This window comes from Methylobacterium hispanicum (assembly GCF_022179285.1).
Lineage (GTDB): Bacteria > Pseudomonadota > Alphaproteobacteria > Rhizobiales > Beijerinckiaceae > Methylobacterium > Methylobacterium hispanicum.
The window spans coordinates 78693-91187 of record NZ_BPQO01000009.1; the positions used below are offsets into that span (position 1 = coordinate 78693).

A 12495-nucleotide genomic window follows, 5' to 3' on the forward strand; every position below is an offset into this window, starting at 1 on the left:
TCGCCCGATGCGGCGGCCCTGTCGATTCGCATCCTCGACACAGACCCGAACCGGAGAGCTGAGCGCATGGCGGAGAGCGTGACGAAGGTGCAAGCTGTGACGCAAGCCGCCCTGCGCGGTTTCCAGGACGCGGACGAGGTGCTGCCGCCCTACCACATCGAGGCCCACACCTCGCTGACGGAACGGCCGCTGCGCTCGCTGAAGTTCGGTGAATCCTTCGCTGTGCTCGACGCCTACGGCGATATCGGCGTGCAGCCGGGGCCGGAGGGCGTGTACTTCCAGGATACCCGCTACCTCTCGCGGCTCGAGCTGACGATCGAGGACCAGCGCCCGCTGATGCTGTCCTCGGTGATGCAGGACGACAACGGCGCGCTCAGCGTCGACATGACGACCCCCGACATCCGCCTCGACGCGCACGACGAGACCACGATCCCCCGCGAGGTGATCGCGATCGAGCGCACCAAGTTCCTGTTCCGCGGCGCCTGCTACGACCGGATCGGCCTGCGCTCCTACGATTCGCGCCACCGCACCCTGAAGATCGCGGTGGCGTTCGACGCCGATTACCGCGACCTGTTCGAGGTGCGGGGCACCGACCGCGAGCGCCGCGGCAAGCGCGCCGTGCAGGTGGCGAGCGGGACCGAGGTCCAGTTCCGCTACGTCGGCCTCGACGAGATCGTGCGCACCACGTCCCTGCATTTCGGTCCGAAGCCGAAGAGCCTGGAGCCGGGCCGCGCCGTGTTCGAGGTCGAGTTGCCGCCGGGGGGCCGCGCCTCGCTCTTCATCCGCGTGGTGTTCGAGGCGCACAAGGCCTTCACCAGCGCGCCCGCGGCCGAGCAGGTCGGCGAGGATGCCGCCGCCAAGCTCTCGCTCGCGGCCGGCAGCAGCCATGCCAAGCCGCCCAAGGGACTCTCCGAGGGCACGATCTTCGCCCGCGCCTACCGGGATACGCGCCGCGACCAGCGCGCGCTGACGGCGGGCATCACCACGATCATCTCCTCGAACGACCAGTTCAACGAGGGCGCCTGCCGGGCCACCGCCGACCTCTACATGCTGGCGAGCCGCACGCCGGAGGGGATCTACCCCTTCGCGGGTATCCCCTGGTACTCCACGGTGTTCGGGCGCGACGGCATCATCACGGCGATGATGGCGCTCTGGATCGACCCGAATTTCGCCCGGGGCGTGCTCGGCTACCTCGCGGCCACGCAGGCCAAGGCGGTGGATCCGGCCGCCGACGCCCAGCCCGGCAAGGTGCTGCACGAGACGCGGCGCGGCGAGATGGCGATGCTCGGCGAGGTGCCGTTCCGGCACTATTACGGCACGATCGACGGCACGCCGCTCTTCGTGATGCTGGCCTGGGAATATTATTCGGTCACCGGCGACCGCGAGACCATCGCGAAGGTCTGGCCGGCCCTGAAGCTCGCGCTCGCCTGGATGAACACCTACGGCGACCGGGACGGCGACGGCTTCGTGGAATACGCCCGCGACACCGATAAGGGGCTGGAGAACCAGGGCTGGAAGGACAGCCACGACTCGATCTTCCACGCGGACGGGCAACTCGCCAAGGGACCGATCGCGCTCTGCGAGGTGCAGGGCTACGTCTACGCCGCCAAGAACGGCATGGCCAAGCTCGCCGCGATGCTCGGCCACGACGATCTCGCCGAGACGCTGACGCACGAGGCGCGTACCTTGCGCGAAAAGTTCGACGCGGCCTTCTGGAACGAGGAGATCGGCACCTACGCGCTGGCGCTGGACGGGGCGAAGAAGCAATGCGCGGTGCGCTCGTCGAACGCCGGCCACGCGCTCTTCACCGGCATCGCGCTGCCCGAGCGGGCGACCCGCGTCGCCGAGAACCTGCTCTCGAAGGACGGGTTCAACGGCTGGGGCGTGCGCACGATCGCCCGCGGCGAGGCGCGCTACAACCCGATGTCCTACCACAACGGCTCGATCTGGCCGCACGACAACGCGATGATCGCGATGGGGCTCGCCCGCTACGACCTGAAGCCCGAGGCCGCGCGCATCTTCCAGGGCATGTTCGAGACCTCGCTCTACCAGGATTCGAAGCGCCTGCCGGAGCTGTTCTGCGGCTTCATGCGGCGGCGCCAGCGGGGGCCGGTCTCCTATCCGGTGGCCTGCAGCCCGCAGGCCTGGGCGGCGGCGGCGCCCTTCGCGTTCCTGGCCGCCTGCCTCGGCATGGAGCTCGATCACGGGCGCAACCGCGTGCGCTTCCGCAACCCGATCCTGCCGCCCTTCCTCGACGGGATCTCGATCTACAACCTGAAGCTCGGGGCGAGCCGCCTCGACCTGCGCCTGCAGCGACACCAGGACGACGTGACGGTCAGCGTGCTGCGCCGGACGGGGGACGCGCAGGTTGCGATGGTGAAGTGAGGGGCGCCGGGGCCTCTTTGCCCCGGCCGAGTTCGAGCATCACGCCGGCGAGGTCGCCGCGCTGCCAGACCCTGCGCACCCGGAACGGGTTCTCGAAGCCGGCGACCCGGAGCAGGAAGGTCTCGGCGAGGAGGTGGCGGCGGGCGATCGACAGCCGGGCGCCGCCCGTCGAGATGTCGCGGATCACGCAGACCTGGGCGGTGCCGTCGGGCAGCAGGGCCGAGGCCGGGATCATCGCCGCGACGCGCACCGCGGCGCGCCGACCCGGATCGGCTTGATCGCGGCGTGCACGGTCGTCGGCGGACGTCATGGGCGAGAGGTCTGTCGTCGGGTGGTACGGTGGCGATGACAACACAACATCCGTAAACCCGGGCTTGCACGGATGACCGTGATTTCACGGTTTTACGCGGATTTGGGCGCTGCGTCCCTGATCCGGCTGGCGCGCGGGAGCCCGTCTTCCTAGAGGGGTGGGACGCCGCGCCGGCCGCCCCGCGAACCCTGCCATGTCGGACCCTGCCATGTCGGACCCTGTCACGCCTCCCGACGCCCTCGGCCTCGCCCAGGCCCTGATCCGCTGCCCCTCGGTGACCCCGGAGGAGGGCGGCGCCCTCGATCTCCTCGCCCGCCTGCTGGGGGAGGCGGGCTTCGCGGTCGAGCGCCCGGTCTTCTCGGAAGCCGGCACCCCGGACATCCAGAACCTCTACGCCCGCCTCGGCACGCAGGCGCCCTGCCTCGTCTTCGCCGGACACACCGACGTGGTGCCGCCGGGCGAGGCGGCGCGCTGGCGGCACGCCCCGTTCGGCGGCGCGGTGGCGGACGGCATGCTCTACGGGCGCGGCGCCGTTGACATGAAGGGCGGCATCGCCTGCTGGCTCGCCGCGACGCTGGCCCACCTGCACGAGCACGGCCGGCCGGCGGGCTCGATCGTCTTCCTGATCACCGGGGACGAGGAGGGGCCGGCGGTCAACGGCACCGTGAAGCTCCTCGACTGGGCGCGGGCGCGCGGCGAGCGCTTCGACCATTGCGTGCTCGGCGAGCCGACGAACCCGGCCGCGCTCGGCGACATGATCAAGATCGGCCGGCGCGGCTCGCTGACGGGCACACTCACGGTGCACGGGCGCCAGGGCCACGTCGCCTACCCGCACCGGGCCGAGAACCCGATCCCCGGGATGCTGCAACTGGCGCGCGCGCTGCTCGCCGAGCCGCTCGACGGCGGCACCGCGCATTTCGACGCCTCGAACCTCGAATTCACCACCCTCGACGTCGGCAACCCGGCCACCAACGTGATCCCGGCCGAGGCGCGGGCGACCTTCAACGTCCGCTTCAACGACCGTTGGACCGCCGAGACGCTCGGGACAGAGATCCGCGCGCGCCTGGCGCGGGCGGCGGGCGAGGCGGTGCGCTACACCCTCGACCTGCTGCCCTCGAACTCACCGGCCTTCCTGACACGGCCCGACGCCTTCGTGGACCTCGTCTCCGACGCGATCGAGGCCGAGACCGGCCGCCGCCCGGCGCTCTCGACCACGGGGGGCACCTCGGACGCGCGCTTCATCAAGGATGCCTGCCCGGTCATCGAGTTCGGCCTCGTCGGCGAGACCATGCATCAGGTCGACGAGTACGTGGCCGTCTCCGACCTGGAGCGCCTCACGGCGATCTACCGCCGAGTGCTGGCGGCCTACTTCGCGCGCTGAACCCTGCCGGGCCGGATTCGGTCCCGCATTCCGGGCGGCGTCAGGCCGGGGAGAGCCAGAGCACCAGCGCGATGGTCGCGGCGGCGGCGGCGATGAAGGCGACGAAGGCCGGCATCACCCAGCCGCGCCGCCCGTGCGGGTCGGCCGAGGCCCGCACGCCTGGCCTGGCCGCCTCGCTGGCGCGCGCCGCGGCGATCCGCTCCGGGGAGGGCGGGCGGCCCGCGGCCTCGTCGTCGGTGCCGAGCTGCGAGAGGCCGGGATCGTAGTGCGGGACCTTGTCGCCCGTGCGTCCCGAATCGATGTCGCCCTTCAGCATGGCGGTGGTCGGCCGCTCCGTGCCGGGCGGCGTGTCGACCCTGAGGTTGCCGGGCGGGGGCGGATCTTCTGAGCGGAACACCATGGCCGTCTCCCCGGTCCGGCCCCGGGTCGGTCCCGGCGCCCGCCGCCGCGCGGGACCGGTCCCGCAGCGACGCTCAGCCGTGCAATGCCGAACACCCCGCACGGGTTTCCGTGCGCGACCTCGCACCGCGCCCGCCACGGGCACCGGATGGGCGACCGCGGCGGATCGGGCGGGGTCTCAGGGCAGGAGCGGAACGGCGCGGCGCGCGCTCGCCCGCTCGGCGGCCTCCTCGCCGCACTTGGCCGCGTGGCTCGCGCGGTTGACGACCTGCAGGTTCGGCAGGCCCCAGAAGCCGAGGAGCTCCGGCCAGGGCCGCTCCCGGTGCTCGCGCCAGACCCGGTAGAGCGGCACCCGGTGATCGACCTCGGCGGTGCGCAGCAGGCGCTTGGCGGAGGCCGCGCAGCGGTGGCGCTGGCGGGCCTTGAGCAGCTTCACCTGATCGCTCGGCGCGACCCAGAACTTCCAGGCCGCGACGCAGGCGGCGTGCCAGCGGGCGTTGCGATTGGAGGTCCCCGCACCCCAGAGGTCGCGATGCCAGCCGAAGCGGTAGACCGGCTGGCCGCAGACGCAGCAGGTGCCGGGGCCGCGGGCGTGCTCCGCCTCGCGGAAGGGGGCGGGCGGCATCCGGAAGCCCGCGGCGGCCTCCGGCCCGGCCCGCCAGGCCCAGCCCTCCGGGGTCCCCGAGCGCGCCGCCAGCGCCCGGGCCAGCCCGTCGGCGCGCAGCACATGGGTGCGCCAGTAGCTCTCGACGGCGAGGCGCGGCGTCGGCGGGGTCAGCGGGCGCGCCAGAGCGTGCCGCAGCACCGGCGCCGGAAAGATCGCCGGCAGGGACCGCTCCAGCCGCGCGCGCGCCTTGAGGTTGCGCGCTGCGCGCCACTCGGATGCCGCACTCATGCCCGTTCCGACGTCCCCTTGCCGATGCCCGCCCGGTCCGACCGCGCCCCCGCTATCGCATCGGTCGCCCGTTCAGGCTGTAGCGGCGGCGCAGCGCCGACGCTCCGCGGCGGTCCGCGGCTCTGCGCGCAAGCCCCGTCGGGCGGCGCGAGCCATGTCCTGGGGCGGGTTGCCCCACGGATCCTGGCGTTTACCCAAGCTGGGCCGTGAAACACGCAACAGATCGAGGAGTTCGGATGAACTTGGACGCGCAGCACGACCGCACAGCCCTGCCGCCCGCCCCCGTCCCCGCAACGACCCAGCCGATACAGCAGACCACGGACCCGGCCGCGCAGGGCCGCGGCGACGCGAGCGCGGACCGGCCCGAGGGCGAGCCCGCCGCAACGCCCACCAACGCCTTCGAGGCGTTCGGCTCCTTCCCCGGATAGATGGCGCCCAGGCCGCCCGCTCGCGAGAGCGACCGGGAGCGGGCGGGCCGATGCCCTAGTCGGGCAAGTAGATCTGGCGGTGGTAGGCGGGCACGGTCGCGACCGCCACCACCTCGGCCCCGTCGAGAAGTCCCGCGAACAGGGGTCCGCTCGCGCTGAGCGCGATGCGGCTCGCCGTGCGGCCGGCCGGCACGGAATAGACGAACTCGGAGACCTGATCCGCCTTGTAGAGGCGGTAGAAGTCCGGCTTGGCGACCGAGGACACCTTGGGCTCCACGTGGGCGCGGGCCGCGACGCCGCGCTCGTAGCGCGCGCTCAGGCTGAGCCGGTCGTCGCCCTCGGTCGCCATGTCCCACGTCTCCTCGACCTGAGTGGCGCCGGCCTCGTTCGAGCGTGCCGTCCTGGTCATCGCGACCTTCGCCGGCTTGTACACGCCATAGGCTCCCGGCGCCGCCTGCGCTGGAGCGATCATCCCGCCGATCACCATGAAGGCGGCGGCGCCGCTCTGCGCGTTCTTCGCCGAGGTTCCCCACACGGCGTACTTGTCGGGATAGGCGGCGGCCTTCCCGTCCGCGTCGCTCTGGGAGAGCCCCTCGATTAGGATCAGGACGAGGTTCGCGTCCTTGGCGGCGCCCGAGCCCGGCACGGCGGCCCAGCCCGCGGGCAGGGCCTTGGCCAGCTTGTCCGGATCCGTCCTGATGAAGACGACGGTTCTCGTCTCGGTCGTGGTGAGATCCAATCTATCCGCTACGGCGACGCCGGGGATCTGTAGGACCGCCGCAATCGCGGCTGCGGAAATCCGAAGGCGAGCCCACCGCATCGAGACCTCCCGGTTCCGGGCCCTGCGATAGGGTGCGCAACACGCGTCCCGCCGCAGCGCCCGACGGCAAATCCCCCCAGCGCGCGTTTTCGCGGCAATTCCCCGTCGTGGCAATTCCCCGTCGTGGCAATTCCTCGTCGTGGCTGCGCGCCGGGGACTGTGTTTCCCGCCATGACGCCTCTCGGCAGGCTGCCGAATGCCGCGCACCCAGACGCCGGGCCGCGCCGGGACGACGCGGGCACAGGGCGCCGACCCATCCGACCCACCGCAAAGTCGAGTTCGCCTATTCGCCGCCCTGACACACGATCGCCCCATTTCGGCATTTGAGCTTGGCAACAAGAAACAAACGATTTACAAAAACGAACACAAAATAAAACGTATGTCGTCGTACAAACTGTTGATTTGTACTTCGTCATACTTTCGCAACCTTCTCATTCCCGGTCTCAGACCGTCCCCCTCTCACCCGTTCGGCGCGGCGCCACCCAGCGTGTCGCCGCTCGAAACGCCGTGCGCGCTCGCTGCACGGCAACAGCGCCGGCCGCTCGCGGCCAGGCATCCTCTAGGCAGAGAAAGAGACACCCCGAACGATGCGGTTCACACGTCACAACGACAGCCTCGCCCTCGACGATTTCTGGAACCGGGTGGAGCGGGACTGGCGCAGCGCCGGCTCCGACCGGACACCCCCCGCCGCCACGCCGGACGCGCCCGCCGACGACCTCGCAGCGACCGATCCAGCGACGACCCCGGCCGCCACGCCCGCCGGGACCACGCTGGAAACGACCCCGGCCGCCCCGCTCGAGCCCGTCGTGGTCGCCGCCCCGGAGACCTCCGCGGAGGCGGGCCCAAGCGGGTCCGCGAGCGTTCCCCCGACCGAGGCGGCGCCCGTCGCACCCGTGACACCCGTCGCGCCCGCGACACCCGACGTCGACGCCGCGGCCCTGCTGACCGGCACGGATCCCGCCGCCCCCGTCTCCGCGGCGGGGCTCACCCGTCACGACGGCACGATCCAGGCGCAGAGCGGGGACGTGATCGAGAACCTCGACATCTACGCCGACGGGCCCGGCATCGAGCTCGACGGCGACGCGAACGTCACCATCCGCAACGTCCGCATCCACTACAACGGGACCGACCAGGGCGGTTCCGGCATCGAGGCGATCGGCTCGCAAAACCTGACGGTCGACGGCGTCGAGATCATCAATGCCGGGGCTCCGGCCTCCGGCCCCAACACCGATCCCGAGCAGTACGGCATCGGGCTGTTCGAATCGCCGGGCGCGGCGGTGAGCCACGTCACGGTGCGCGACGCCTCGACGGGCCTCTACCTTCAGGACTCGCCGAACGCCACGCTCCAGGGGATCGAGGGCTACAACATGCGCGGCCCCTATCCGCGCGGGCAGCTGGTGCAGTTCAACCGCTCCGACAACAGCAGCCTGACCGACTTCTACAACTACAACGACTTGGAGACCTCCTGGACGGAGGACAACGTCAACATCGGATCGAACAACGTCACGATCGCCAACGGCCTCATCGACGGCAACAACTCGCCCTCCGGCGTCGGGGTCATCGTCGAGGGCGGCACCGGCGTCCACGTGAGCAACGTCGACACCGTCCGCATGGGCAACGGCGCCTTCTCGGATTACGGCAGCGGCAACACCTTCGACGACGTGCGCTCGTTCGACAACTTCGCGGACAGCCATGCCGGCCGCGGAACGCCGTTGTCGGGCTCGCTGATCTTCACGCTGGCCGACGACTCGACCATCACCAACGCGGCCTACCAGAACGCGGCCGCGCCCGGGAACGTCGTCTACGGCGGCGGCATCCAGGACGAGGCCTTCGGGGGTACCTTCCAGGCGAGCGAGATCACCGGGGAGGCGCCGATGGCCGCCTACCACAACGCGTTCTCCTGGAGCTGACGCAAGAGGGCGGCCGCCGGGGCTCCGGCGGCCGCCTCGCGGGCCTGCGGAGTGCGGGCCCGCCATCGCCCGGGCGGCGACGTGTAGGACGGGTTCGGGACCGTCGGGAGCCCTCAGCCGACGAGGTCGGCCTGCTCCTCGACGAGCGCCTCCAGCGCCTGCGCCAGGGCGCGGTTGAGCAGGGCGGCGCGGCGCTCATGCTGCAGGATGCGCCGGGCCGCCGTACGGGCGGTCGCCGCCCGCATCGCGCCGTGCGGCGCCCCGTCCCGCAGGGCGATCCAGGCCAGCGCCCGCAGCTGGTTGGCGTGCGCGGCCGCCCGGGCGCGCCGCTCGCGCGGCGTCGCGGTGAGCTCCGACGGGGCCGACGCGGACGAGGCCGACTCGGACGAGGCCAACTCGGACGAAGCCCTGCGTGTTTCGATGACGGACATGGGAGCGTGCCTCCATCACTTGGTGATTCGGCGTCCGCCCTCGATACTGCAGCGCTTTCCGCACTGTGGCAAGAATGCGGCACGCAAGAATCGTCTTGCGGGCGGCTTCCGCTTTTCGGACACGCGGCCGCCTCAATCCGGCGGCGCAGCGAGGTGGAGGCGCAGAAGGCTCGCGGCGGGGGTGAGGGGCCCTGGCCGGGTGACGATCTGCAGCGTGCGGTGGGCCCAGGCGTCCGAGAGCGGCACCGCCACGAGGTCCGTGGCGCCGCCGAACAGGCCGAACACGCCCCGCGGCACCACGCCGAGCCCCATATCGGCCTGCACCATGCGGCAGACCGCGTCGAAGCCAGGCACGTGCACCCGCAGCCGCAGGGGCCGGCCGGCGCTCTGCGCCTCGGCCCGGACGCTGCCGTAGATCGAGCTCTCGGCGTGCAGGCCGACGAAATCGTAACCGAGGGTCTCCGCGAAGGCGAGCTCGTCCCGACCCGCGAGCGGGTGGCCGCGGCGCATCACCACCACGAGCCGGTCGCGCCGGTAGAGCGTGGCGTCGAGGCCCAGCGTCGGAACGCTGCCCGCGCAGATGCCGATCTCGGCCCCACCCTCGGCCACGCCCCGCACGACGCCGCCGCTCGGACGCTCCTCCAGGTCGATCTTGATCGCGCCCTGCGCCGCCAGGAACGCGCGCAGGTCCTCGGGCAGGAACTGCACGATGGCCGAGAGGTTGGCGAGCATCCGGACGATGCCCCGCACCCCCTTGGCGTGCTCGGCGAGTTCCAGGGCGATCTGCTCGGCGTTGCGCAGCATGCGCCGGGCGTGGTGCAGCAGGGTCTCGCCCGCGGGCGTCACGCCCATGCCGCGCGCGCCACGCTCGAGGAGCTCGACGCCGAGGGTCTGCTCCAGCTCGGCCAGCCGCTTGCTCACGGCGGAGGGCGCGATCGCGGCGCGCCGCGCGGCGCGGGTCAGGCTGCCCTCCTCGCACACCGCCACGAACAGGCGCAGCGTCGTCAGGTCGAGCCGCCGCAGGATGGCAGGCGCCAGCATCTCGCAGGGTCCCGGGTCGTCCCGGCGCGGGAACGCCCGCGGGGTCGGGCCGCTTCTACAGCGCGGCGACGTCCCGGCCCAGGCTCCGCCCCGCCGGGCAAGAGAGGCCGGGCGCGAGAGGCCGGGGGCGGGATGTCGCGGCGAAATGCCGTCGCGGCGCCACGTATTCGGACCGGCGCCGACAGGACCGCCTCTGGATGTTCAGGTCGAACGCGCCGAGGGCCAAACTCAGGCATTCCATCCCGTCGTGCCGGATACGACCTCTGCGCGCATCCGCGGGTGATTTACGGATTTCCCACGGTCGGATGACAGCCTAGGGTCGTGCCTGACCTGCAGGATCATCCATCACGCATGCACCGGACTGCCGACACGCACCGCGATCTGTTCGACAGGACGTCCGAACACGCCGGCGCCCCGTCGCGTGGGGCCGCACCGCGGGAGTTCGCGGAGCCCCTCGGCGGCCTCGCCCCGGAGCAGGTGCTGCGCATGGTCGAGGGCTTCGGCCTGACGGGCACGTGGGCGTGGACCTTCGCGACCGACACGCACGTCTGGTCGCCGGGCCTGTTCCGGATCCTCGGCCTCGAACCGGAGAGCGCGCGGGCGGCCTACGGGCTCCTGCTCGCGCTGGTCCACCCGGACGACCGGCCCGGCGTCACCTCCGGCTCGGAGATGCTGCAGACCGGACGGGTGGCGCAGCGGACATTCCGGATCATCCGGCCCGACGGGTCCCTGCGCACCGTGATGAGCCGGGGCGAGGTGGTCGTCGATCCGGACGGGCGCCCGCGACAGGCGATGGGCGTCCTCATCGACGTGAGCGACCACGCGGCGCTGGCCCGCGCCCGCGAGGCCGAGCAGCGGCACAGGCGCGCGATCTTCGAGGAGGTCCGCGCCTTCACCTCGTCGAGCCGGGTCTACCCCTACACCGACTTCTCCGAGGAATGGCTGGAACTCGTCGGGCTGCCGAAGGCCGAACTGCTCGGCGAGCCGACCCTGCCGGTGCTGAAGGAGGAGCGCGCGCGCTGGCGCGACCACGGCCGCGCGCTCTACCTCTCCGGGCGGGTCGTCCACACGCAGCCGCGCCTCGTCCTGGCGGGCGGCGAGGTCGTCCCGTACCGATTCGTCATGGTGCCGATGCGCGACGCCGCCGGAGCCGTCGAGAGCTGGACGAACTACGTCGCGCCGCTCGTCCTGGACGCGCGCGCGACCGGCTGCCTGGCCGGGCCGGTCCGGGACGGGCTGGACCGCCTCGTGACCGGAGCGCACCTGCGGGCGGGCCGCGCCTTGCTCGACTGGTCGATGCAGCAGCTCGCCGGGGCGAGCGGGCTCTCCTTCTCCACCATCCGCCGCCTGGAGGACGGGGACGGCGCCGCCTCCGGGCGGGCGCAGGCGGCGGCGGTGGCGGCCCTGCGCGCGCACGGCATCGTCTTCACGCTGACGGAGACGGGTGCGATCGCGCTGTCCAGACGTTGACGCCAGACGTTGACGGCGGGCGCCGACGAAGGAGGAGCGGGGATGAGCGGGCTGCGGGAGAAGCGGGCGGCGATCGCGAGCGCGGTCGCGGCGGAGGGCCTGTCCGGGAGGGAGGCCGAGGCGCGGGTCGCCGACTTGCTGGTGGGACGCGCGGAGCCGGCGACGGCGGATCTGCGCCGCCTGCTGACGGAGTACCGCGACCTCGAAGCCCTCCCGGCCGACGAGGCCGACGTGCGCCTGGCCGAGGCGGGGGAGGTCTTCGCACCGGAGGACGACGCCTGAGGGCACCGCTCGCGCCTCCCGGGCGTTGGCCCGGTAGGACAGGACGGAGACGATCGATGGGCGGATCCACGCGCGAGGACACCGACATGCAGGCCCGGCGCCGGCCTGCCGGGGGGCCGGAGCCCCAGGGGGCCGCGATCTCGCCGCGGGACGCCGCGACCGGGCAGGTGCGCGCGACCGACGGACCGATGGAGCGGGCCGGCACGGAGGCCGAGGCGCGCGAGCGGGGCGAGGCGGGCCCCTTCGAGGGACGCCGGGAGGGCTGAGGCGGATGGCCGCCACGTCCCCCGACCGTCCCGCCGACGCGGCCCCGCCGGAGCCGGCCGGGCCGCTTCCCGCCGTCGGCGGGCGCGGGCGGCGAACCGGCCCCGCCGAGCCGCCGACCAACGAGCCGCTCGGTACGGACGAGCGCCCCGATGTCGGGCTCGCGCAGTCCGGCAGCGGCGAGGACGCGATCGTCCGCCGCGAGACCGAGATCTGAGGATCGGGCCCCGCGGCCAGCCCCAGCGGACGAGGTTCGCGGGCGTCGCCGCCCCGGAGGCCGACCGTGCGCCGGGAAACCCGGCGAACGGCGCTGAGCCGCGGCGAGGCAAGGCGCCGCCCGGAGCGCGGCGCGGGCCGGGGATCCGTCCCGGCCGAGGTCGGCTCGGAGAGCGCCGGACAACGGGATGTCCGGATCCGTTCCGGCCCGCCGGGCCTCATCAGGCTGCCTCGTGCGAGAGCACACCTGCCTATTTTCTAGC

The 12495-nt window shown here is 72.6% G+C and carries 14 protein-coding genes; 8 read left to right on the forward strand and 6 right to left on the reverse strand.

Annotated features, from left to right (window positions below):
- The first annotated feature begins 66 nt into the window (after positions 1-66).
- Positions 67-2385, forward strand: a complete 2319-nt coding sequence (locus tag MFF56_RS12485; protein ID WP_066926416.1) for an amylo-alpha-1,6-glucosidase — start codon at positions 67-69, stop codon at positions 2383-2385.
- Here the strand turns inward: MFF56_RS12485 and MFF56_RS12490 are convergent.
- Complete coding sequence (locus MFF56_RS12490) at positions 2336-2737, reverse strand: PilZ domain-containing protein (RefSeq protein ID WP_238230073.1); 402 nt, start codon at positions 2735-2737, stop codon at positions 2336-2338. The genes MFF56_RS12485 and MFF56_RS12490 overlap by 50 nt on opposite strands.
- Before the next feature lie 166 nt (positions 2738-2903).
- Between MFF56_RS12490 and dapE the strand changes: the two genes are divergently transcribed.
- Positions 2904-4076 carry a succinyl-diaminopimelate desuccinylase gene (gene dapE / locus MFF56_RS12495; protein ID WP_066926420.1) on the forward strand — a complete coding sequence of 391 codons (1173 nt, stop codon included), beginning with the start codon at positions 2904-2906 and terminating at the stop codon, positions 4074-4076.
- A 40-nt stretch (positions 4077-4116) separates the two neighbouring features.
- Here the strand turns inward: dapE and MFF56_RS12500 are convergent, their stop codons facing one another.
- Together MFF56_RS12500 and MFF56_RS12505 are read right to left on the reverse strand one after the other, a co-directional pair.
- Positions 4117-4476: a hypothetical protein gene (locus MFF56_RS12500; protein ID WP_066926422.1), complete on the reverse strand. Its 360-nt coding sequence runs from the start codon at positions 4474-4476 to the stop codon at positions 4117-4119.
- Between the two features lie 177 nt (positions 4477-4653).
- Positions 4654-5370, reverse strand: coding sequence for a hypothetical protein (locus MFF56_RS12505; RefSeq protein WP_066926424.1), 717 nt, complete (start codon positions 5368-5370; stop codon positions 4654-4656).
- 236 nt (positions 5371-5606) lie between these two features.
- On the opposite strand from MFF56_RS12505, the gene MFF56_RS12510 reads away from it, so the two are divergent.
- Positions 5607-5798: a hypothetical protein gene (locus tag MFF56_RS12510; RefSeq protein ID WP_238230074.1), complete on the forward strand. Its 192-nt coding sequence runs from the start codon at positions 5607-5609 to the stop codon at positions 5796-5798.
- Positions 5799-5853: 55 nt separating this feature from the next.
- Here MFF56_RS12510 and MFF56_RS12515 read toward each other — a convergent pair whose 3' ends face one another.
- Positions 5854-6537, reverse strand: coding sequence for a hypothetical protein (locus MFF56_RS12515; RefSeq protein ID WP_066927700.1), 684 nt, complete (start codon positions 6535-6537; stop codon positions 5854-5856).
- Between the two features lie 668 nt (positions 6538-7205).
- Between MFF56_RS12515 and MFF56_RS12520 the strand changes: the two genes are divergently transcribed.
- Positions 7206-8528: a right-handed parallel beta-helix repeat-containing protein gene (locus tag MFF56_RS12520; RefSeq protein ID WP_238230075.1), complete on the forward strand. Its 1323-nt coding sequence runs from the start codon at positions 7206-7208 to the stop codon at positions 8526-8528.
- A 113-nt stretch (positions 8529-8641) separates the two neighbouring features.
- On the opposite strand, the gene MFF56_RS12525 is transcribed toward MFF56_RS12520, so the two are convergent.
- The gene (locus MFF56_RS12525) at positions 8642-8959 is read right to left on the reverse strand and encodes a hypothetical protein (protein WP_197430465.1); all 318 of its coding nucleotides are present in this window, start codon (positions 8957-8959) and stop codon (positions 8642-8644) included.
- Between the two features lie 132 nt (positions 8960-9091).
- Entirely contained in the window at positions 9092-10000 is a 909-nt protein-coding gene (locus MFF56_RS12530) for a LysR family transcriptional regulator (protein ID WP_066919456.1), read from the reverse strand.
- Between the two features lie 351 nt (positions 10001-10351).
- On the opposite strand from MFF56_RS12530, the gene MFF56_RS12535 reads away from it, so the two are divergent.
- From MFF56_RS12535 to MFF56_RS12550, 4 genes are read left to right on the forward strand one after another with little or no spacing between them, the layout of a single operon-like run.
- Complete coding sequence (locus tag MFF56_RS12535; RefSeq protein WP_082772886.1) at positions 10352-11470, forward strand: PAS domain-containing protein; 1119 nt, start codon at positions 10352-10354, stop codon at positions 11468-11470.
- Positions 11471-11512: 42 nt separating this feature from the next.
- Complete coding sequence (locus tag MFF56_RS12540) at positions 11513-11752, forward strand: hypothetical protein (RefSeq protein ID WP_066919458.1); 240 nt, start codon at positions 11513-11515, stop codon at positions 11750-11752.
- 56 nt (positions 11753-11808) lie between these two features.
- Complete coding sequence (locus MFF56_RS12545; RefSeq protein ID WP_066919460.1) at positions 11809-12018, forward strand: hypothetical protein; 210 nt, start codon at positions 11809-11811, stop codon at positions 12016-12018.
- A 5-nt stretch (positions 12019-12023) separates the two neighbouring features.
- Positions 12024-12233, forward strand: a complete 210-nt coding sequence (locus tag MFF56_RS12550; RefSeq protein ID WP_238230076.1) for a hypothetical protein — start codon at positions 12024-12026, stop codon at positions 12231-12233.
- Positions 12234-12495 lie beyond the last annotated feature (262 nt).

Excerpts from the sequence above, each read along its gene's own strand:
- MFF56_RS12530 (WP_066919456.1), bottom strand. The coding sequence starts at position 10,000 with ATGCTGGCGCCTGCCATCCTGCGGCGGCTCGACCTGACGACGCTGCGC.
- MFF56_RS12520 (WP_238230075.1), top strand. The coding sequence starts at position 7,206 with ATGCGGTTCACACGTCACAACGACAGCCTCGCCCTCGACGATTTCTGG.
- MFF56_RS12545 (WP_066919460.1), top strand. The coding sequence starts at position 11,809 with ATGGGCGGATCCACGCGCGAGGACACCGACATGCAGGCCCGGCGCCGG.
- MFF56_RS12525 (WP_197430465.1), bottom strand. The coding sequence starts at position 8,959 with ATGTCCGTCATCGAAACACGCAGGGCTTCGTCCGAGTTGGCCTCGTCC.
- MFF56_RS12535 (WP_082772886.1), top strand. The coding sequence starts at position 10,352 with ATGCACCGGACTGCCGACACGCACCGCGATCTGTTCGACAGGACGTCC.
- MFF56_RS12550 (WP_238230076.1), top strand. The coding sequence starts at position 12,024 with ATGGCCGCCACGTCCCCCGACCGTCCCGCCGACGCGGCCCCGCCGGAG.
- MFF56_RS12505 (WP_066926424.1), bottom strand. The coding sequence starts at position 5,370 with ATGAGTGCGGCATCCGAGTGGCGCGCAGCGCGCAACCTCAAGGCGCGC.
- MFF56_RS12500 (WP_066926422.1), bottom strand. The coding sequence starts at position 4,476 with ATGGTGTTCCGCTCAGAAGATCCGCCCCCGCCCGGCAACCTCAGGGTC.
- dapE (WP_066926420.1), top strand. The coding sequence starts at position 2,904 with ATGTCGGACCCTGTCACGCCTCCCGACGCCCTCGGCCTCGCCCAGGCC.
- MFF56_RS12510 (WP_238230074.1), top strand. The coding sequence starts at position 5,607 with ATGAACTTGGACGCGCAGCACGACCGCACAGCCCTGCCGCCCGCCCCC.
- MFF56_RS12540 (WP_066919458.1), top strand. The coding sequence starts at position 11,513 with ATGAGCGGGCTGCGGGAGAAGCGGGCGGCGATCGCGAGCGCGGTCGCG.
- MFF56_RS12485 (WP_066926416.1), top strand. The coding sequence starts at position 67 with ATGGCGGAGAGCGTGACGAAGGTGCAAGCTGTGACGCAAGCCGCCCTG.